17 protein-coding genes are annotated in these 20634 nt (G+C 53.5%); 7 read left to right on the forward strand and 10 right to left on the reverse strand.

The features are described from left to right. The first annotated feature begins 70 nt into the window (after positions 1-70). Together HY282_16695 and HY282_16700 are read left to right on the forward strand one after the other, a co-directional pair. Positions 71-262, forward strand: coding sequence for a hypothetical protein (locus HY282_16695; GenBank protein MBI3805388.1), 192 nt, complete (start codon positions 71-73; stop codon positions 260-262). A 207-nt stretch (positions 263-469) separates the two neighbouring features. Beyond that, positions 470-1156: a response regulator transcription factor gene (locus HY282_16700; GenBank protein ID MBI3805389.1), complete on the forward strand. Its 687-nt coding sequence runs from the start codon at positions 470-472 to the stop codon at positions 1154-1156. A 65-nt stretch (positions 1157-1221) separates the two neighbouring features. Here the strand turns inward: HY282_16700 and HY282_16705 are convergent, their stop codons facing one another. Then, positions 1222-1644: a hypothetical protein gene (locus HY282_16705; protein ID MBI3805390.1), complete on the reverse strand. Its 423-nt coding sequence runs from the start codon at positions 1642-1644 to the stop codon at positions 1222-1224. Positions 1645-1751: 107 nt separating this feature from the next. On the opposite strand from HY282_16705, the gene HY282_16710 reads away from it, so the two are divergent. Further along, the gene (locus HY282_16710) at positions 1752-2141 is read left to right on the forward strand and encodes a hypothetical protein (GenBank protein MBI3805391.1); all 390 of its coding nucleotides are present in this window, start codon (positions 1752-1754) and stop codon (positions 2139-2141) included. A gap of 718 nt (positions 2142-2859) precedes the next feature. Continuing rightward, entirely contained in the window at positions 2860-3165 is a 306-nt protein-coding gene (locus tag HY282_16715; protein ID MBI3805392.1) for a DUF3800 domain-containing protein, read from the forward strand. Between the two features lie 424 nt (positions 3166-3589). Here the strand turns inward: HY282_16715 and HY282_16720 are convergent, their stop codons facing one another. Genes HY282_16720 through HY282_16735 form a run of 4 tightly spaced genes read right to left on the reverse strand, consistent with a single transcriptional unit; the run spans position 3590 to position 12566 of the window. Then, positions 3590-6631: a DEAD/DEAH box helicase family protein gene (locus HY282_16720; protein ID MBI3805393.1), complete on the reverse strand. Its 3042-nt coding sequence runs from the start codon at positions 6629-6631 to the stop codon at positions 3590-3592. Positions 6632-6640: 9 nt separating this feature from the next. Continuing rightward, complete coding sequence (locus HY282_16725; GenBank protein MBI3805394.1) at positions 6641-8596, reverse strand: site-specific DNA-methyltransferase; 1956 nt, start codon at positions 8594-8596, stop codon at positions 6641-6643. 14 nt (positions 8597-8610) lie between these two features. Continuing rightward, positions 8611-9369, reverse strand: coding sequence for a DUF4391 domain-containing protein (locus HY282_16730; protein MBI3805395.1), 759 nt, complete (start codon positions 9367-9369; stop codon positions 8611-8613). Next, positions 9369-12566 (reverse strand): helicase, encoded by a 3198-nt coding sequence (locus tag HY282_16735; protein MBI3805396.1) that lies wholly within the window; start codon positions 12564-12566, stop codon positions 9369-9371. The genes HY282_16730 and HY282_16735 overlap by 1 nt, the downstream gene beginning before the upstream one ends. A 473-nt stretch (positions 12567-13039) precedes the next feature. Between HY282_16735 and HY282_16740 the strand changes: the two genes are divergently transcribed. Further along, positions 13040-13870: a hypothetical protein gene (locus HY282_16740; GenBank protein ID MBI3805397.1), complete on the forward strand. Its 831-nt coding sequence runs from the start codon at positions 13040-13042 to the stop codon at positions 13868-13870. A gap of 809 nt (positions 13871-14679) precedes the next feature. Here the strand turns inward: HY282_16740 and HY282_16745 are convergent. From HY282_16745 to HY282_16765, 5 genes are all read right to left on the reverse strand, one after another. Beyond that, positions 14680-15141, reverse strand: coding sequence for a hypothetical protein (locus HY282_16745; protein ID MBI3805398.1), 462 nt, complete (start codon positions 15139-15141; stop codon positions 14680-14682). Further along, complete coding sequence (locus HY282_16750; protein MBI3805399.1) at positions 15138-15485, reverse strand: helix-turn-helix domain-containing protein; 348 nt, start codon at positions 15483-15485, stop codon at positions 15138-15140. The genes HY282_16745 and HY282_16750 overlap by 4 nt, the downstream gene beginning before the upstream one ends. 309 nt (positions 15486-15794) lie before the next feature. Beyond that, positions 15795-16208, reverse strand: a complete 414-nt coding sequence (locus HY282_16755) for a hypothetical protein (GenBank protein MBI3805400.1) — start codon at positions 16206-16208, stop codon at positions 15795-15797. After that, a complete protein-coding gene (locus HY282_16760) occupies positions 16205-18451 on the reverse strand; it encodes a DUF3631 domain-containing protein (GenBank protein MBI3805401.1) in 2247 nt (748 codons plus the stop codon). Before HY282_16760 ends, HY282_16755 begins: the two co-directional genes overlap by 4 nt. A gap of 3 nt (positions 18452-18454) precedes the next feature. Then, on the reverse strand, positions 18455-18667 hold the full coding sequence (locus HY282_16765; protein MBI3805402.1) for a helix-turn-helix domain-containing protein: 213 nt from the start codon (positions 18665-18667) through the stop codon (positions 18455-18457). A gap of 174 nt (positions 18668-18841) precedes the next feature. On the opposite strand from HY282_16765, the gene HY282_16770 reads away from it, so the two are divergent. After that, entirely contained in the window at positions 18842-19522 is a 681-nt protein-coding gene (locus HY282_16770; protein MBI3805403.1) for a hypothetical protein, read from the forward strand. Continuing rightward, entirely contained in the window at positions 19503-20624 is a 1122-nt protein-coding gene (locus HY282_16775; protein ID MBI3805404.1) for a site-specific integrase, read from the forward strand. Before HY282_16770 ends, HY282_16775 begins: the two co-directional genes overlap by 20 nt. Positions 20625-20634: the final 10 nt, after the last annotated feature.

Genomic DNA, 20634 nt, shown 5'->3' on the forward strand with positions numbered 1-20634 from the left:
CAGAAGGATCACCATGCAGGCAAGGGAAGCGTCTGAACGCTCCCGATTTTAATAACTGAGGAGGAATCGAATGGCAAAAGTGTCTAAGAAACGACGGCAGTTCATGATCCGCAAGAAGCGAAACCTCCGCGACAAGGTCAAGCGGTTGGAGCGGCAATATACCACCGCGCGGTCACGGGGAGAAAAGGAAGATATCCTGGCGCGGATTCGGAAGGTCTCTCCGACCTACTCGCCGGAGAGGATCGTCCAGGCCGCCAAGTAGGATTTCCGGCGGTCTTCCGGACGATCTTTCGCAATTCTTGGAAAGAATAGCCATGCGAAAGACCCGCCGTTCCTGAAACAAAGAATTTACATCTGATTAACCTCCCCTTAATCAGACATCGGTAAGATTGAAATGAGGTAAATCGACCGGGTGGCGTTCGAGACGAACGCGCGGTCGAATGACGCTGATCTTACTTTAGGGGGATGCATGTCTCAGAAGATCTTGGTGGTGGATGACGAGCCCGATTTAACCAAACTGGTCGCCCACCATCTTCAGAAAGAAGGGTTCGAGCCGATTGCCGTCTCCAATGGGACGGAGGCGCTCAAGATCGCCTCGAAGCAGCCGGTCTCCTTGGTGATCCTCGACGTGATGATGCCGGGAGAGGACGGCCTCCAGGTCTGCCGGAAGCTACGCGGCAAGGAGGAGACCGCCTCCCTCCCGATTCTGCTCCTGACCGCCCGCGATGAAGAGAGCGACAAGGTGGTCGGGCTGGAGCTGGGGGCCGACGACTATGTCACGAAGCCTTTCTCTCCCAAGGAGCTGATGGCCCGGGTGAAGGCGCTGCTGCGCCGAACCGAGCGGCGGGAGTCGGCCTCCGGGTACCATTTTCGCGACCTGACGATGGACCTCGGCCGGCATGAGGTGAAGGCGAGCGAGAAGAAGGTGGCGCTGACCGCCAAAGAATTCGCCCTCCTCGAGCACCTGCTGAAAAACAAGGGGCGGGTGCTGACGCGGGACTACCTTCTCAATACGATCTGGGGCTATGACTACTTCGGGACGACCCGGACGGTCGATGTCCATATCCGCCGGCTCCGCGAGAAGATCCCGATGCTCGCCGCCGCCATCGAGACGGTCCCCTCCCTCGGATACAAGCTGATCGAAGAAGACGAATAAGGAAACACCGGGTCAGACGGCGTCGGACGTTAGAATGGCTGCCCGATGGGAGCCGTCGGCCGCTTTCAAAAGAAAAAGAGCCTTTTAAGACGCCGCTTCAGGCCGCTTCCTAAAACAAGCTCGGAACACTCCCCCGCCAGGCGCCTCAATGCCGTCGGCAACGCGGCGAGGACGGGGCCGAGGTCTTCCAATCGAAACGTGACATACTTCTTTTTCCCTCGCCGCGACCGGATCCAATCGGAAATCGTCAGCTCTCCTGAACGAACATAGGCGACGGCGGCGATCAGATCGCCGAGCCCGTCGATCAACTTCACCGGATCGGAGGGCCGGGGAAGCGGCTGGTATTCGAGACCGATCAGATCAAAATAGCCGATCGCCGGAATGTTCTCTCCATTGATCACAGCCAGCTCACTCTGGTCATTCGTCCTGCCGACCGGCCCCACATTGAATCCATTGCGGGAAGACCGGGGGGAGATGACATCCGACATCCTAATCTTATATAATTTCCCTGTCGGGCATGCCCGGGACGGCTTGTCCTCGGAAATCGCAGTGGCGCATGCCGTTCACCCACATTCTAAGCAGAAAGATTTCAGGTATGTTTACGCAGGACGACTATGAAAAACTGATCAAAAGCTATAACGACGATTTCATCTACCTGCTTATTCGGGCAAGCCAGCAGAGCTATGAATGCCTGATCTCTTCCTTCATGATGCTGAAAGATTTATACGGCATCATTGTGAAATTCCAAGACTCGGGAAAATACCGGTTCAGAATTCTCCCCTATCCCTTGTCTTTTCGCTCAAGCGATGAGCTTCTCAGGACGATGGGATTCGACGACGAAGAGATCCGAAACATCTATGGGTTTCTGGAATTCGTGAAACAAACCCAGGGAAAAGAGTTCGAGGAATGTCTGGAGGGAAGCGTCTACAGTCTCTGCAAACGGCACCCCGGCGACGAGCCGTGGCAAATGAGGCGGTCGAATTAGCCGAGAGGCGCCGTTCGACATCGGTTGCGCGGTGTGCGAAAGCAGGGGGACAGGATCATGAAGGTTGGGGAAGAATGGTAGCGGCGGAGGGCTTCGAACCCCCGACACGCGGATTATGATAAGGATTTGGGGCTATTTTGATAGATTTTTACAGGCTGTGACAGATTAAGATTTTCTCTAGATATCTCAATGCCTTATTGCCTGACCCATTGCTACAGATTGATCCCGGCTTTGACCCGTAATCGGGACCAAAACCGTGACTGAACCGTGACCAAAACCGTGACCAACCGGAACGGGATATTTCCGTAGGAGAAGTGCCCAGGAGATGCGTCATATGCGAGTCGATCTCACTGATAGAATGTGATTTATCTATGCCCTTCATCGGGCTAAAATCGGTTGTACTAAGACATGCGACAACTATTACTAGTTAATAAGGCTTGATTATTGTGCTTGTCTTTGTTGATGAGTCCGGTGATTCGGGTTTAAAAATAGGTCAAGGCTCTACAGAAAAGTTCATCGTCGCGCTTATTTTATTTGAAGATCATGATGAAGCAGGATCAGCAGACCAAAGGATCTCCCTCCTTAAGAAGGAATTGGGGCTTCCATCGTGTTATGAGTTCCACTTTAATAAGTGTAGGCCCGACCTGCGGAAAGCATTCTTGGAGGCCATGGAGACGGATTCAAATATAAGGAGTCATTTTATAAATACATAAGTGGTTTGGTATTTCAGAATGCTAAACCTCAGCTTGATATGGCTACTGTAGTGTTAGATGGTAGTGGCAGTCAAGATTTCCGCTCTCAGTTAGATCGTTATTTAAAAAATAGGATCAATACTCCTGGAGAAAACCAAAGGATATTAAAAGTGAAGATCCAAGACTCCAAAAACAATAATCTTATTCAATTGGCTGATATGGTTTGCGGTGCGATTGCGAGGAGTTATAAGAGGCACAAACGAGATGCCGATGATTATAGAAAAATCATACGGCCAAGAGAGTTTTACGTTCAGGAATGGCCTGCAAAATAAAGCGGCCTGAATCCTAGCCCTCAAGGGGCACGCACACCATACGGTGACAATTCGGATTCAGGCCATTTCCAATTGAAATGGTATCAGTATGATATCATGATGTCAAGCATGATATCTTAAATATTAATCACTATAAGTTTATGATTTTTTATGGCTTTTCTGACTATCCCACCTTGCCTTATCTGCCTTAGCCTTTCAGTCGTACTTTATACTATGTCTTTCTTACCTCAATTAGCTGCTGGGCTAATTGATCGAAAATTTCTTCCTGAGAGATCCTCAAGTATCTCATGAATTTTTGAGATGTGAGTTTGGCGAACTGAGCCACTACCGGCTGAGGTGAAAAGGCCTCGCAAAGTAATACCGCAATGGGGACACCATTCCTTCTCTCGTTATTGAGCTAAACCAAGTCCGCTCCCGGCCGGATTCAGATGTGGGACATCAGGTCATCGATCTTTGTCGCTTTGATGAAGCGGGCGGGGTTCTCACTGACGGCCAGCGCTTCGAAGTGCGCCTCTCCACACTTTATCTTTGCGCTTTCCTTGTCCCGCAGGTCGTCGGTGAAGAGGCTGCTTTTTGTTTCGACCACGAAATAAAGACGCTCGGCTCCGTCTTTCTCTACTAGAACGGCCCAGTCTGGGTTATAGGTACCAAGCGGTGTGGGAACGCGGAACCAACCAGGGAGCTTGGCATAAACCTTGATCGCTTCGTTCTTTTCCAGTTGCTCGGCAAACGTGCGCTCGGTGTCGAACCGGTAGATCACCTGCTCATGGACCGACCTGTTGGAGTCGATCATCGACTTGAGATAGCCGATAAGTTCTTCGGTCTCGAATAGTTGCTGAGCGTAATAATCCTCCGTGCCAATACGCTGATATTTGATGCCATCCACCAGAGCGAGGCGCTTTGCGCGGTTGATAATCTCGGCGGTGAGTTCAATGAACTGTTGAGGGTTACGCTTGAAATCATCAAGCCGGGCGCTCTCCACCAGAATGCGGTGAATGCTGCGGCGGGTGAGTTGCGTCTTGTCTTGCAAATCGGTGAGGATATCGGGCAGATCGATGTCAGCCTCGTCGAGCGTCACGGGGGCGGAGGTGGCCGTCTCCTTCGTGTCCACGCCGGCGCGTCCGATAGAAAGGTCAGCCTTGCGCCATTGCAGCCGCATCCTGGCAATGACGAAGCTCGAATCTTTGATCGCCTTGATACAAGTCGCGAGCAATGCTTCATTGTCGAACTGTACACGGTAGGTGGTTTTGTGCTTGATACGGTCCCACAGCGCCTTGAACTCCGCACTGTGCAGCACGGCCTGGCGGGTCTTCACATGTTTGCGCTCGTCAGCATTCTTGATTTCAAACCGTCCCGCCAGCTTGCGAAGAATTTCCGCCACCTGCGGCAGTTGGGCTGCGAACGGTTCCGGCAATGCCAGCGTGCCGTCCTTGAGCTTCTGGCGCAGGGTGTCCTGCACCTTGCCTTGGGCATTCACGAGACCGGCCGAGCGCAGATGCTCCCAAAGCACCTTTGACTGCTCGAGACCCAGAGGCGCGGGTTGGCCGTCGGCTCCCGTGGCGATGATCCCAGCAAATTGGTGGGTCTCCACAATGCCGAAGCGGATGCCGGTTTCGTCCTCGATCTCCTTCTGGAGTTTTTCCGCGAACTGTTCATAACTCTCCGTTGCGATCACGGTCAAAGTGTTCACCTCAAACCCGCGCAGGCGCTCGCCCTTCTGGTTCACGCACAGGCGCAAACCTCGCCCGATGGTCTGGCGGCGCTGCTGCTCGGAAGCCATCTCGCGAAGGGCGCATATTTGAAAGACGTTCGGATTGTCCCAACCTTCGCGCAGCGCGGAGTGGGAGAAGATAAACTTGAGAGGCGTGTCGAAGCTTAGCAGCTTCTCCTTGTCCCGCATGATGAGGTTATAGGTGTCGTCGTCCGCCTTCGTATCCCCGCGCGTGTCCTTCAACATCTCCACCGTCTTGGTACCGACCTTTTTCTTGTCGATAGAGAAATAGCCATCGTGCACGTCCTCTGCGGCGGTGGTCAGGTCTACTTCCTTGAAAAGGCTTTGGTAGTCAGGATGGTTGGCGAGGCGGCGGTATTCCTCCTCGAAGATGCGGGCATAGTCCCCCTTCACCGCGTTGCCGTCGGCATCGTATTGCCGGTATTTCTCCACGGCATCGACGAAGAACAGGCTGAGCACCTTGATCCCCTGCGGGGTGAGGCGCTTCTCCTTGTCCAGGTGCTCCTTGATAGTGCGGTGGATCATCTGACGCTGTATGGCCAGCGGGTCTACGTCACCATAGGATTGGCCAAGGCGAAGGTATTGCTCACCACCAGGGTAGCGCAGTTCCAGGAATTCATCATTCTTGGCGACGCGGATCTCACCCACCCGGCAGTCGCGATAAACGGCCCGCCCGGTAGTCATTTCCAGGTCGTCGCCATCCTGCACCATGATTTCGCGTCTTTGCACGCCGGTGACCGTCTGCACATCGACATCAACCTTGGCCGTGATGACACCTCGTTTATTGCTCACGGAGAGCAACCGCAGATATGCTTTATTGTGACCGCCCTCTACAGAGGCTGCCGCTACTTCGATCTGCTTCACCAGCTTCCGCTCGTAGGCGTCCACCGCGTCGAGCTTGAAAACCATGTGGTGCGCCTCTTTGGGCGTCGCGGAATAACGCAGGTTGCACAGTGGATTCATCCGATCCATGGCCTTCTTACCCTTGCCGTCAAGTCCGCCTTCCACACTCTGCGGCTCGTCCACAATGATGATGGGGCGCGTCGCCCGGATCAGATCGACGGGCTTCTCCCAACCGGTATCCTCGTGACGGCGATACATCTTGTTCTTCGATTTCTCTCGGCGGGCGGCCTCGTCCGCTTCCTCCGTTTGCGCCTGTTGTTCGTCGCCGAACTTGTTGATCGCACCGACCGTCATGACCATGATTTGGATCTGTGGGCTGGTAGCGAAGTTCCGCACTTGGCCGAGCTTCTCCGAATCGTAACTGAAGAAGTCGAACGGCGGGCCTGCATAAAGCCCTTTCAAGTGCTCCTCGGCGGTCTCGATGGTATGATAGACGCCTTCTTTGATCGCCACCGATGGCACCACGATGACAAATTTGGTGAATCCGTATCGTTTATTCAGCTCGAAGATGGTGCGAAGATAGACATAGGTCTTTCCGGTGCCGGTTTCCATCTCCACAGTGAAATCGCCGGACGCGAGCAAGGCCGAGGGAGCTAGCCCGCCCCGAAGCTGGATGGCGTTCAGATTCTTCAGGATCTCGTCGTCCAGCAATGTCAACCGATTACCGATACCCATGTCATTTTCTGCGAAGCCCATCCGCTGCTGCGGGTCCGCGGGGTCGCGAGTGACGGTGAACTCGGTGCGGCAGGTCTCCTGCCCACGAAATAGATCACATACCGCTTCGATGGCCTGAAGCTGGTAGTCGAGGTTAGGTTCGAAGTGCAGTTTCATGCTCCCTGCCTATAAGCTACGCACGTTTTCCAGCCCATGCTGCTGAAGAATGGCAGCGAGGTTCGTCTTGGCCACGTCATCAGCAAAGGCGCTGTCACGAAAGACCACGGTGCTCTCGCTGGCAGGCGCTTGTTCCTTATGCCACGCTATAATGCCCATGGCCAATGGCTCCACATCCTCCCGCACGATGGACTCACTCAGGCAGACGATCAACACGCCACCGCCAATGCTGTGGACTTCATGCTCCTTCTTCATGCTGCCTCCCACCTTCTTCATTGCCATCGGCACGGTGAGGTCGAGGCCAAGCTTGAGCAGGAGTTCAAAGAGGATGTCCTGCTGGGTGCGGCCTACTTTTAGGTTCTCCGCATGCGCTTCAAGGCTGGCGGCAAGGGCAGCGCGGTCCGGGTCCCACTCCTGAATGTTACTGCTATCGAGCTTGAAGACGCGGAAGCCGAGGTCTCCCGCAAGCATCGGGTTTTCCTCCCGAATCTTCTTCCCGGCTCGGCGCAGACGTTCTTTGGTCAGTTCCGCAATGTTTCTTGGCTTGCCCAGCTTATCGCACTGGTCGGCGGCCGTTTTCTGATCTTTGTTTGCCGGATCGAGAGGCTCAGGAAGCTGAACCAAAATGTGTCGACGATATACTCCGTCAGCCGTATTTTGCGCCCACACTGCGTGTCCTGTCGTTCCCGATCCCGCGAAGAAATCGAGGACGATGGGCGCATTATCGTCCCGAATGGCATTAGGACTTGTGAGACCGAGTATTCTTCGAATGAGGCGCGTCGGCTTCGGGTTGTCGAAGACCGCCTCCCCAAAAAGCTCTTTCACTTCCTGCCCACCTTCGTCCGTCGTACCCGTAGACTCATAATCCCATAAATCGATGGGAACCATCCCTTCGTCCATCTCAGTTAGAAAATTCTTCAAGCGAGGGAACTTGGCGTCGCCAGCTTGCCCCCACCACAATCGTTTTTCCCGCACATGCCGTTCATGTTCGAGTCGCTCGTATTTCCATGCGTGCGTCGGATGGTCAACTGGAGCACCCGAGACGGGGTTCACGATTGTGTATACAAGATTTGGCCGTTGATCTTTCGTTGCCGGATTGACGTAGGACGAGCTTGTCCACTCTCCGCGTGGATCATTGTCTGGGTTGGAATAGATTTCCTTCGACTTTTCCCCTCGTGCTTCGCGCAAAATGGCGACCGCGTCGGACTTTCGGAATGCGATAAGCGTGTCTTTCAGTGAATAGAAGAGTCGCGCATTGTTACTACGCGTGTATCGTTTTTCCCACGCAATCGCACCAAGAAAATTTTCCTCTCCGAATATCTCCGCCATAACTGCTTTGAGGTGGGCGGACTCACCATCGTCGATGTTAACCACTATTAGCCCATCATCCCTCAGTAGATTTCTCGCAAGCTTCAACCGCGGATACATCATATTGAGCCAGTCGGTGTGAAACCGGCCGCTCGCTTCGGTGTTGCTGCTGATCTTCTGCCCTCCCTTGGTCTGTCCAGTCAATTCCAGATAGTTCTTGATGTTGTCCTGAAAGTTGTCTGGATAGACGAAGTCCTTGCCGGTGTTGTACGGCGGGTCGATATAGATCAGTTTCACCTTCCTGGCGTAGTATTTCTGGAGGAGTTTGAGGACTTCGAGGTTGTCGCCCTCGATCATGAGGTTCCGGGTGGTATCCCAATCCACCGAATCCGCAGGGCAAGGCCGCAACGTGCCGGTGCTAGGGGTAAGCGCAAGCTGGCGGGCGCGGCGTTTACCATGCCAGTTGAGGCCGTATTTCTCCTCAGCATCGGTGACGGTCCGGTCGCCCACGAGCTGCTTGAGCACGTCCAGATTCACGGCTATGCCGTCTTTGCCCTCGGTGATGAGTTCGGGGAAAAAGGCTTTGAGCTGGGCAAGATTCTGTGCAACGAGGTCGGGCGACTTCGTCTCGGGGTCACTATCGGTCAGTTTTTTCATTGTGTCCTTGTTCTTCAAAGTTTTTCGCGAGCGGCGGCTTGAGCCGCCTCCACGCGCTTCAGTTCCAGGTTCAATTCTACCTGCCGCGCCACCTGCTTCTCCTTCACAGCGGCCGCACGCAGGCGGGCGATCTCCGCATCGAGCCGCGTGCATTCCAGCAAGGCGTCGCGCCGGGCGGCAGCGTGTTCGGCGTTGCTGGCTACCGAGAACACGCCGGTCACGCGGGCAGCATGGAAGGCAAGCAGTGTATCTATCCAGCCCTGATACAGTGCATAGAGCGTTGTTCGCGGCTGCTGACCCAGCGCCAAGGCACCACAGAAGGCCGGCCAGCACTCGCCATCGCGTGCCGCGTCCCATTCAGCGGCGACTACCTCACCCTCAAGCACAGTCTTACCCGCTTTCCCCTGCGACCAGCGCTTGTGGGCGGCAGAAATTCCAGGTCGGCCTCCCTGCTCCGTCAACAGCAGCAGCGGATAAGGTACCGCGCGGTGCACCAGCTCCACCAGCCGCGCCGTCCTGGCCTCGCTCCGCAAGGTGAAACGCAGCACGGCGATCTCCAAATATTCCTGCACGTCGTCTCGGTACTCGGGTACACCGATGGTCGTGGGCTTGAGAGCCGCCAGCCAGAACAACTCCTCGATGCCGTCATTGATAATGCGCTTGTCAGCGGCTGTGGGCGCACCATTTTCGAGCAACAGCTTCTTGGGCACGCGCTGATCCACGCGGCTGGTGGCTGGCAGGTCGAGGGCGGAGACGAGCGCGTCGTGGTTCATCATGCCGCCTCGGACAACACCGCGAGCCAGGCCACCACCTCAAAGTCGTTAATACCCGCAAACTCGCCCTTCATGGCATGAGTGCCGCCGGGACTGAACAGACTCGCCACGGCGCGCTCTTCGTTCTTACCGACCACCGAGGCCACGGCGGCGGCGAGCAGGCGCTGCGCAGCGCGCATGTCCTCGCCCTCCTTTGTCGCCTTATCGAAGCGGGCGCACGCCTCTGCATCGGGCAAGTCGCGCCCGAGGCAGAGGCGCTTGAGCCGGTCAAGAATCTGCTTGGCTTGCGTGTACGGGAGCAGCACCGTGCCACCGTCGCCCACATGCACGAGATAATGAGCACCAAGTGGATAGCCGGCCTCGGCGCTGCGCTTGGCGGCCTCGCCCTCGGCACGGAGGCAGAAGATGATGCCCGGCGCGATTTCCGCTTCTGTGGTAGTCGTGACCGCGCATGTGCCGAGCGGCAGACTCTCCAGCACGCCGGGATGTGCCTTGAGGTATTGCGCCAGATCGATACGGAAGTCGGTCAGTGTGAGGTCCGCAATGGAGATGCCGGTGGAGAGGTCCTCCAAATCGATCACTGCGTCCTGGAGTTTCAACAGTTGCTTGCGGCGGTACTCCAGATCGTTCATCTGGTTGCCGGATTGCTGCTCGATTAAATTCTCCTCGCCGGTCGCGGAGATGTCAAGCAGCACCATGCGGCCGCTAACCCGCTGTTCCAGGTTGATATATTCCTCCAGCTCCATGTTGGGCCAGAAATTGACGAGTTGGATGCACTCATTGGGCGAGCCGATGCGATCAATACGGCCGAAGCGCTGAATGATGCGCACAGGGTTCCAGTGGATGTCATAGTTAATCAGCCAGTCGCAGTCTTGGAGGTTTTGACCTTCGGAAATACAGTCCGTGGCGATGAGCAGGTCAAGCTCGCCGTCGCCGGCGAGTTCCTCGGGCCGCTCCTTGGACCGGGGTGCGAACGTGGTAAGGATCGATGCCAGGTCTTTGCGCAGCCCGTGCAGCGTCGTCTGGTTTCGACCCGTGCCGGTGACAAGCGCCGTATCAATACCAAGGGTTATTTTCGCCCAAGGTGCGAGCTGATCGTATAGATATCGGGCGGTGTCCGCAAAGGCAGTGAAGACGATCACCTTGCGGTTGCCGAGGTTGATCGGGTTACGGCATTTGTGTTCGATCATCTCACGCAGGGCAGCAAGCTTAGCGTCACGGGAGGCATCCACCTGGGCCGCCGCCGCGTGGAGGGTCGCCAAACGGTTGCGGTCCTCTATCAGATCCTGTTTCCAGCGGATGAGGTCCACGTCCTTCAGCAGCACCTTCACCTTGCGTCCGACGAGCAAACTCTCGAAGGCGGAATCGTCGAGGTCCACATCTTCGATGTCGATCTCCTCCAACTCCTCGGCGTGGCTCTCGATATGGGCCAGGGTGACCTCAACGTCTCGTAGTTGACGCTGCACCGTGAGGGCAAACGATGGAACCGCGCTTTCCATGCGCTTAAGCACGTTGACACGCAACAAGTGGATCAGGCTTTCCTCGCGGTCGGCTTGACGGAAGAAGCCCTCGCCACCGCGAATCTCGGTACTGTACTTCTTGTCGTAAGCCGCCTGCTTGTGTGGCAGCACGTACCGGAGGGGCGCGTAGGAGGCGAGGGTTAGGCGGCGGATTTCATTGTTGATCTCGCGGATCGAGCGGAATTCGCCGGCTCGGTCCACATCGGCTTTGATGTTGATCGGTTTCAATCGGTCTGGAAAGCGTCCGGTTTCGGCGGTGCCGTAATACTTCTCGATATGCTTGCGCGAACGGGCGATGGTGAGCAGATCAAGCAGAGTGAAGTAATCGAAGCCGAGCATCTCGATCAGCCGCGAGGGCGTCCGATCCGGGTCATCGAAATCGAGCCAGCGGTTGAACTGCTTCTGCGCGAGGCGCGTGGTGCTGTCGATGCTGCCGATGCCGTGATCCAGCAGAGCCGTGTCGTCGCCTTCTGTAGCGAAGGCGATCTGGTTCCGTAGATCGGCCATGCGGTTGTTGACCGGCGTCGCCGAGAGCATGAGTACGCGGGTCTTGACGCCTTCCTTGATGATCTTGCGCATGAGGCGATCGTAGCGGGTCTCGCTGCCAACCCGCGGCGTTTTCTTGTTGCGGAAATTGTGAGATTCGTCAATGACGACAAGGTCATAGTTGCCCCAATTGACATGTGCCAGATCGATATCGCCTGACAAACCGCCATCGCGTGACAAGTCCGTGTGATTGAGGACGTCATAGTTGAAGCGGTCCGGGGCAAGAAAGTTCCGCCGGTCATTCGTCTTATAGAGAGTCCAATTGTCGCGCAGCCGCTTCGGGCAGAGCACCAGCACCCGATCATTTCGCAGTTCGTGGTATTTGATGATCGCGAGCGCCTCGAAGGTTTTCCCAAGGCCGACACTGTCTGCGATGATGCAGCCGCCGAATCGGTTGAGCTTGTCGATCGCGCCGACCACACCGTCGCGCTGGAATCTGTAAAGTTTCTTCCAGACCACCGTATTGCGGATACCGGTCGCCGACTTGACGATCTGATCCTCGTCGAGCGCATCGTCGCGGTCCCTGAATAAATGGAAGAGAATTAGAAAATAAATGGATGACGGCGGCTTGCGCTCAAAGATATTTTCGAGTTGTGCCAGTAAGACGTTTTTTGCCTCTGGCGAAGCGGGAAGACTATTCCAAAGGGCGGTAAACCAAGCACCGAGCATGTTCCACTCGTCTGAGTTCTCGGAACACTGAATCAGACCGAACTGATTACCCGGCATGAGACCAAGGCCATCCGTCGTGAAGGGACAGTTTCCGGTAATGACTCGACGCAGAGCAGCGTCCATGTGACCCATAATCAAAGTGGACTGAGGAAGCACTCCGGTTGCTCCCCGGAGTTCAGTCTTGTTCTTGATCCACTCGGCACACAAGCGGGCAAGCCAGCGACCTTGGAGACGGTTTCGGAAAGGGCGATCCTTTTCCGAGCCGAATAAGCCGAGGTCATTCCCCTCAGCGACGGGTAGTATTAATCGACAGTAATCAAGTTGCGCCAGTAACTCACATACATCAGCAAAAGCGAAAAGCGACAGTGCAGGTGAAGCGACATCCAAGTGGGAATTCAGTGTAATACATTTGCGTAGTTCATCGACGACCCGGTCGTTGCCCGTGTTTTTAATCAGCCTCAATGTGCGCCCCAAACAATGGATACTGGAAACTTGGGTCTCGCGTTAACACGCTTGTTGGTTTTAAAGTGCGCAATGAAGTATTTGGAAATTCAGAAGCCAGAAAAGGCTTTCTTCGTATCTCGTTAAAGTATCTTAGGTGCCGAGTATACTCAAAAGGGAAAAGGATCGCAAGCCGGGTGTAAGTCGATTTGAAAATAGTGGGACATATTAAATCGGACAAGAAAAGTCGATTTATAGATGCCGCCCTGGTACCCGGCCAAGCCATGGGAATGCACCCTTTCTCATCTCGAAGGAGTGAAGGATCGTCGGACTACCTTGCTCGTTTCTCTTGACGTTATAGATATGGTCAACATAATATGTGTCTCAAAACAACTGGAGAGTTCGTGCAATTAGGGATGAGAACGATCTGTTTGCAATATATTCACAATGTTTAGTTGTGCTCTGGTGGAAATACCTTTTAAAAGAGGGGCATCATGAAACGGGAGGAAGTAGCCAACATCATTAACAGCAAGTACCAGCGGTACACAGCCGAAGTGATTAACCTTATCAAAGCACTCCCTTCAAACTGCCGCCAAAGCGGCGATGACTCTGGCTTGAAAAATGTGTGGGAGGAATGGAAAGCGCAGATTCAGGGCGAAGAATCCCCCCTTTTCTACGCTTATGAGGAAACGATCCGTGGTCTCTGCCGAAGTGTCATCCAGGCTCTACCTCAGGATGAGCAGTCGTTATTATGGCTTTTGTCCGACGGTTATTTTGATAGTGATAACGATTCTTCCTCTGCCGGCGCTCCTACGTTGGACGCGGTAGAAGACGAGCTTTATAATCGTATTTGGTCCATTGGTGCGGATGAAGATCTCTTGTCGGACCAGGAAGAGGATGAAGATCTATTAGGTGAGGATCATGAACTAACTGCTACCGAATCTAAAATCAATCAAGATAAACCAAGTTATGCCGCTAAAATAGTTGGAAAAAGAATCAGAGATGTTTACATCTCCAGGAAAACCGATAATGCGGCGACTCAAATTATTCTTATCTTCACGGATTATGATACTTGTGTATTTACTATCCAGCATTCTCTTCTTGAAGTATTATTCACCAGAGTAAATGACCCTAAATTTGATGATCGACTCCATGATAAACATTTCAAGCGCATCGATAGCGCGGTTTTCAGTGGAACCTCTGACAAAGAGGTCCATGAGCTTTATCATTGCCTATGGACCAAGGCCACAGTAGATCCAAAATACGATAAAGCTGAATGGAGAATGCTTGGCGATATTTTGAGGGAGTCTGGATTTAGGGTTTGATTGAGAATCTACTGCTGATTCGATTATAAAATGACCTTGGCTTTGGCACCTGACCCTTCTCAGAAAGTCCTTGCGCATCGGTATGCATTTCCGTAGCCATAAAACTATGGCTTTTACTCACAATTGCACAAATTGCGGTGTGGATTTCACTTCCGATCGCAGGCGGTGTCGTTTCCATTCCGTCTCGTGCTCGAATAGTTATCGATATAAACTAAAAGAACAGCGGATTGAGACCGCAGTCAGCCAGTTATCAATAAAGCAACAAAAATTCGTATCTAGGGTCATATCCGGTAAATCGCAGACGCAAGCACTCATTGATGCTGGATACAATGTAGGTAGCAGCGCAAATGCGCGTGCGTTAGCATCGAAGGAGATGAAAAGCCCTGAAGCGAAAGAGGCTCTTATGGTATTGCTAGAGGAGAATGATCTGGAGCTTTCACGGCTTCTGAATCTGATCGGTCAAGGTCTATCAGCCATCCGTACCATCTCCATACCGAAATTGGAAGTGATGACATGACAATCAAAACAAAGGCGACGAGCAAGCCAGGGAAGACACTGAAGAAGCAGTTAAAGACCTCTCAAAAGCGGATAAAGTACAAAGCCCAAGAGGAAAATTGGGGCCTGCCCCTGGTGGTGTCAAAACGCTTGCGCTCGGGATATAACGACCCCTCATCCAGCAAGGGAAAATAGATCTTCGCGGTCAAACCGTTCGGTCTGCCGATGATCTTGCTGCCCTTGCCCAGGGGGTAAAGAGATGTGCTAAATTCTGCTCCAATTCATCAATGTGCCGGCGGAGTGGGGTTGAAAGTTCAGGACAAGCCCTTTTCAATCCTTTCCTTTTTTGCTTCCAAAAAAATCTCAAAAGCACAATCGCGCTCCACCGCTGAAACATCGAACCCCAGAACGGAGCGAAGCCGATCCACGCGCGGCTTGGCTGGGGTCCGTGGATCAGGCAAGGTATATTCCTCCAACGGCATTACAGCAATCGCTGCAACGATCAAGGCGATACGATATTGATCCCCCGGACTGGGAGTTTCTGAAACTGGTGGGATCGGGTTGGCCTCCTCATCAATAACAGGCAGTATCCGGGGGAGAAACCTTTCTCCATCGGGGGACTGCACTCCGCCAAGACGGTTGGCTTCGGCAGGGGGAGGACCCCAAATCTCCACCATGTCGGGCCGTTGGGACAGGATCTCCGACCAGATGAAGAGATCCCCCACCGGAATAACCGGCCGGGTATCATTGATTTTTCTGAGATACCGCTGTCTCATAATGGTGCCTCTTCTTTAACTCGTTTTATTTGATCGGCCCTGCGTCGTTTCCTTTTCTCGTCAAGGACTTCAACCCGTTTAATTATGGCTCGGAATCGACGCATAGATGGCAGGCGAGGATGTTCTCCAAACTGCATCCTCCGATACCGCCAAACGGTCTTCAATGAAACCCCGACAAGACGCGCTGTCTCTCTGATGGAACATCCCTCGGACAGAAGGGCGACAATCGCCTTCTGCTTATCGGATGAAATGCGAGGAGCGCTCGTCCTTCGGGCAAGTTCCTTGAAGAGGGGAAGATGCCGCCGCTCAATCCTCGACGCCCCATTGACCTTGCTGATTTTCAACCCCCTCCGCTTCGCGGCGGAGCGCACGCGGAAATAAGAAAGACCGCGAAAACCACAAATCCCAGAAAGAAAGCCCATCTCGCGTATCGTTACCCAAGGATATACCTCCCTTGGCCGAGGGGAGAGAATTTCGTTCCGGGTGCGTTTGCGGGGCCTTCCAAAACACTTCTCCCGAATGCGCTTCGGAACAACCAGAAGATCGGCCCGGTCCGTCACCTCCTCCCCGTTCAAATACGTCAACCGCTTGCCGATCAGAAGGATGGTGGGACGACCTGGAACAGAAAAGATCATATCAGCCATGATCGAATGTTATACCTCGCTTAAAAAAATAGTGACGGGTTCCTTGTTATTGCCATGTTCGCTTTCCCTTCTCCTTGTCGCCACCGCTTCGGCGATCTCAAGGAGAATGTCCGCCATCTCCTGCCACTTCCCGGCGTTTCCTTCCTTCTCCGCCTCCCCCTGGATGAGGATGGCGACCTCCCATCGGTCTTTTTCCGCGTCGGTGAGCTTCCCCCAAGCGCAATGGGCCAGCTTCGGCCATAGATCCCACTTCATTTTCTCGAAATCGGCTAGTGTATTGACCAGTCTGAAGATTCCCCGCCGGATGTACGGGAGGGCCTTCTCCACCCGCTCGTCGGGGATCTCGACCGTTTCCCCTTCTCGGATCGACCGGACCTGATCGCCGATCCTGATTTTAACGGGCTTCGACGCAATGACCTTCATAATTCGATGACCTCCTCTTTATCAGGATTTTCCCCTTCATTGAGAGAGACCCCCCCCTTTTCCCCCTTTCGAAACGCTACACCGCTACAGCCTGTGTCACTATTGGCGATTCTCATTTTTTCAAGCGCTACACCATTTTTTTCTGTAGCGCTTTGAAAAACGCTAAAACCCGCGCCAGTATTGGTTTGTATCTCTGTAGCGCTTTGGAAAGGGGGAAAGCCCCCTTCTGGTAGATATCGTGCGAAAGCTTCGTCAAAATCTTCCTTGAGAAAGCCCTTTTTGACCCCTTCCCTGATCCGGACATCCCTTGATTTGATCCCGAAATCGTTCAGTAGCTTTGCCATTCTTGCTGGTGTCAGCCCCTTTCCCCCGAAGGCATCTGGCCAGGGTCGTTCTTCAAGTTTTAGAATTTCCTCTAAAAGAACGGATGAGAAAATCTTCTCTTCGTTTTTATGCCTCTCTGAGATTACCTCTCGTATGTCGGAAAGAAGCTTCACCCCAAGGCCGCCTTCTCCTGGGTCGCTTGATAGCTTTTCGGCGGCCCTCCGCACCTTCTCTGGCCACGCGCCCCCGGCTACTTCAGCGATAGCAAAGAGGGGTTGCCAGTTATCACGTGCCCGGTCGTTTAAGCTTTCGGGGGTCTCGGGATTTGTCTCTTTCAGCTTTCTCTCGTTGTCTTTCACCCACCTGAAAAGCTTCCGGCCAAGAGTCAAAAAGAGGCGGGAGTGTTCTCCTTTGAGTCGCTCTACTTTCTCCCCGGGTTTCTTTCTCTGTAGCGAGATGACGATACTCCGGTCGGTCATCGTCGCAGGTAGCTTTCCAATAAGAGCAACTACCTTTGCTCCCCAAGTATTAAACCGCCTCGGCTCATGGTCGTCTCCCACCGTCCGAATAACGAAGGCGGTTGTTCGGGTATGGCCGGAATTGAAGATTCCCCGCAGCTCTTCGTTGCCTTTTAAAAAAGAATCGGCCTCATCTACAATCAAGGTCGGAGACCACTTTTCGATCGACCGAAAGAGGGCTGGTCCGCTGATATTTGAAGAAGTAAGTGGTTTGGGAACTAATTGAGCAATGATCGAAAGGAGGGTCGTTTTTCCACAGCGCATTTCTGGAGATACGATTGAAAGAATAGGAGCAACTCTGAAAAGGTCGATAGAATGAGAAAAGGCAACCCAGAGAGGAATAGCCATCGCCGCGTGATCGGGTATAATCATAAACGTTTTCAGAGTTGTCTCGATCTCATCGAATAGGGCCGCGCCGTCTACCGGTTCATCCCAGGGAATGATCTCTTCAAATTCCATCGGGGTTCCGGTTTGCGATGTTTCGCCCTCCGGTCGAAGGGCCGCCACTTCCGCATCGAGCACCGACACCCGGACGCCGCCGATCTTTGCCACTCTCTCCCGGATCTGCTCATAATCGAGCAGCGATAATCCGGCGAGTGCTTGTAGGATCTCCCGAACGTTGGCCTTGTCGTCGCCGTCCTCATATGCTTTGAGCCACTCCTCGACAGTGAAGATCGGAGGGGCATCAAGCGGATCGCGTGGAAGCGATTGCAGGTCGGAGAAGTTATGCCGGAGAAGGTAATCGTCAAGTCCAACCTTCTCCCCGTTCGGCCCGGATGGAAGCAGGATCGCCGACACCTCAGCGCCGCGTTTTCGCAGTTCGACCGCCAAACGGTATTGAGCCTTCCTGACGTGCGGCTTTATCGCTTGATCGGAGTCGAAAACGATAAATACTCGCCGCTCACTCCGGCCATTCCATTCGATCATCGAAAGGTCTTCAATCGGATGGCTCAAGCCGTAGTCGTCTCTGTATGTGAAGGAGTCCACGCCGTTAAGCCCAAGGCATACGAGATCCGCCTGAACGCCCGAAAGCGCTTTCTTCACCCCTTCAGTGATGTATATATCGAGTATGCGCCGCGTCAGATCCTCCGGTTTTAGCATCGGAGGGATGTAGAGCCGATTTCGCGCTCCTTTCGGCATCAAATACTTTGCCGTGCGACCATCTGGAAAGCGGTAAGGCTTATCTGGCTTGACTGTCGTCAGGGGGGCAAGGTTGGGGTTTCCGTGTGTCGGCCAATCAACCCCCCATCCCGGCCCGCAATCAATGCCGTTCAAAATCCGCTTTGCCTCTTCCGCCTCGACCGACCTGATGCCAGCCGCTTCAATGGTCTCCTCGGACAAACCGGACTGCCGGAGATCTTCAATGTGCTCGGGCCGCAGTTTTAATGTCGTCATCTCCATGACTCACTCCGTAGAGGAATTCAATCCAATTGCCGGCCTGTACCCTTCCCGAATTAGTTTTTCAATGGCCTCCTCCGGAATCATGACGGCCCTACCGATTCGGACAGTCGGAAGTCGCCGTTGAAAAATCATTTTTCTGATCGTTGCTTCTTTCAACCCACTCAGCCTCGCGGCTTCCGGGACACGCAATAACCTTGACATACTCAGCGTAGCCATTCATTTTCCTCCTATATCCTGGTTGATATTGACAATGACAGCATCTTACTCTAGAATTCGTAATAATGTAAAACGCTACGAATTATGACAGATAAAAATTTAAAAGAAGAACAATGGGTTGGAAGCTTTATTTTTTGTTGTTCTAACTGCGACGTTTTATGACAGAGGTTTCCTATGAAGAGGTGGTATCCACTTCGTGATGAGTCTGCCCATTTCTTGGGGTACGTTAATCTGTACCGGATGAAGGGTGCCGACCTGCTTTTGACTCCGGAGAGCAAGATATGGAGCGGTGGTATTCCTTCGACACTGGAAGGTAAGGCATGGCGTGAGGCCATGGATGAAATCTGTGCGCATCTGGTCCAGATCGCGGAACCGCACCAGCAGCCGGGCATCAACCGGAGAAAGGCGCTACAGGGGTTCGCGCGGAAGACCACCCTACATGCCCATCAAACAATGTATCGTCTCGATGATAAATCTCTGGAGCTGGTTCCGACCTCGCGTATCACCTTTTATTCCCAGCCCAGGAGAAAAATTTTTGGTCTTGATGATAAACCGCAGGAGCCCGCTCCGGTCCCACCAAATTTCCATTTACCTGGACGTATGTGGACGCTGGCTACTTTTCTTATTCTGGACATCAAACGCCGACCAGAGAGGCTGAAACAATGCCAACACCATCAGAACGGGAGACAGTGCCCTTTCCTGGTATGGGACGAGTCCAGAAACAACATACGGAAGTTTTGCACCGACAAGGACTGTTGCAAAGACCGAAATAGGATGGCTCAGGAAAAGTTACGACAGAAGGTACGACTGACGCTTAAACATAAGGAGGCTAAACATGGCAAGAGCAGGCGGTAAGGATCGGGGCCTTGTCGAAAGACCGAAAGAATCGGGGATCTGGTGGGTCAGGGTGTGGCACGAAGGTAAAGAGCACTGGTACAGGGTCGGAGCCAAGAGCGCTGCAAAAGACTTATACCGCACCATCAAGGATAAACAGCGGCGGGGTCGATTCTTTCCGGAGGAATACGAGCGGAAGAAAAAGGTTCCACTTAAAGACTTCATGGATCAGGTGATCGCCGTTTCAAAAAAACAATCGCTCCGGGATGATAAACGCTTTGCTGAGTTTTGGGGGGAGATATTCAAAGACCGACCGATCGACACCATCAAGCCTGCGGAGATCGAGAAGGTCCAAATCCGGCTCCTGGAAGGCGATGGGAAGGAAGACATGGGACGGGAGCCCAGCACGGTCAACCGGTATACTGACTTCCTACGACATGTTTTCTATTTGGCGATCCGGGACAACCTAATTCAGTCGAACCCGGCCGCAAGGATCAAGCGATTCAAAGAGCCTGCCGGGAAGATCCGGTTTCTCTCAGAGACGGAGGAGAACCTTCTCGGGGAAAAGATCATCAATCCACTTCATAGGAAGATGGTTCAATTTGCACTCAATACCGGCCTTCGACAATCCGAGCAATTCAAGCTCCGATGGGAGAATATCGACACGGAGAGAAGGACTCTTTTTATTCCACGGTCAAAGTCTGGGGAGTCCCGTTCAGTCCCACTCAACGATCAAGCACTTGGGGTACTTCGATCTTTAACTTCCTGGATGACCTCCCCTTGGGTTTTCCCATCTGAGGTTTCTTCAAGTCCGATGGATGCTCGAAATTTCTACGGGAGGATCTATCTCCCCGCCCTGAAGGCCGCAAAACTGAACGGGGAAGTAAACTGGCACACGCTCCGACACACGTTCGCCAGCCGTCTTGTCATGGCGGGGGTCGATCTTCGGACCGTTCAGAGCCTGATGGGGCATAAGACAATCGCGATGACGATTCGGTATGCCCACCTCTCCGACGCGCATAGACTCGACGCAGTGAACCGCCTCTTTTCGAGTAAAAAAGAAAACGTAACCGTGACCAAAACCGGGACCAAAGAGGAAGTTATATCAGGGGGAGTGTCGTAAGTTATTGAAA

The sequence above is a fragment of the Candidatus Manganitrophaceae bacterium genome (genome assembly GCA_016200325.1).
GTDB lineage: Bacteria > Nitrospirota > Nitrospiria > SBBL01 > Manganitrophaceae > Manganitrophus.

Bases quoted from the DNA above. Each gene is read 5' to 3' on its own strand.
- HY282_16700 (MBI3805389.1), top strand. From the start codon at position 470: ATGTCTCAGAAGATCTTGGTGGTGGATGACGAGCCCGATTTAACCAAA.
- HY282_16775 (MBI3805404.1), top strand. From the start codon at position 19,503: ATGGCAAGAGCAGGCGGTAAGGATCGGGGCCTTGTCGAAAGACCGAAA.
- HY282_16770 (MBI3805403.1), top strand. From the start codon at position 18,842: ATGAAGAGGTGGTATCCACTTCGTGATGAGTCTGCCCATTTCTTGGGG.
- HY282_16725 (MBI3805394.1), bottom strand. From the start codon at position 8,596: ATGAAAAAACTGACCGATAGTGACCCCGAGACGAAGTCGCCCGACCTC.
- HY282_16730 (MBI3805395.1), bottom strand. From the start codon at position 9,369: ATGAACCACGACGCGCTCGTCTCCGCCCTCGACCTGCCAGCCACCAGC.
- HY282_16705 (MBI3805390.1), bottom strand. From the start codon at position 1,644: ATGTCGGATGTCATCTCCCCCCGGTCTTCCCGCAATGGATTCAATGTG.
- HY282_16760 (MBI3805401.1), bottom strand. From the start codon at position 18,451: ATGGAGATGACGACATTAAAACTGCGGCCCGAGCACATTGAAGATCTC.
- HY282_16710 (MBI3805391.1), top strand. From the start codon at position 1,752: ATGTTTACGCAGGACGACTATGAAAAACTGATCAAAAGCTATAACGAC.
- HY282_16745 (MBI3805398.1), bottom strand. From the start codon at position 15,141: ATGAGACAGCGGTATCTCAGAAAAATCAATGATACCCGGCCGGTTATT.
- HY282_16765 (MBI3805402.1), bottom strand. From the start codon at position 18,667: ATGGCTACGCTGAGTATGTCAAGGTTATTGCGTGTCCCGGAAGCCGCG.
- HY282_16695 (MBI3805388.1), top strand. From the start codon at position 71: ATGGCAAAAGTGTCTAAGAAACGACGGCAGTTCATGATCCGCAAGAAG.
- HY282_16740 (MBI3805397.1), top strand. From the start codon at position 13,040: ATGAAACGGGAGGAAGTAGCCAACATCATTAACAGCAAGTACCAGCGG.
- HY282_16720 (MBI3805393.1), bottom strand. From the start codon at position 6,631: ATGAAACTGCACTTCGAACCTAACCTCGACTACCAGCTTCAGGCCATC.
- HY282_16755 (MBI3805400.1), bottom strand. From the start codon at position 16,208: ATGAAGGTCATTGCGTCGAAGCCCGTTAAAATCAGGATCGGCGATCAG.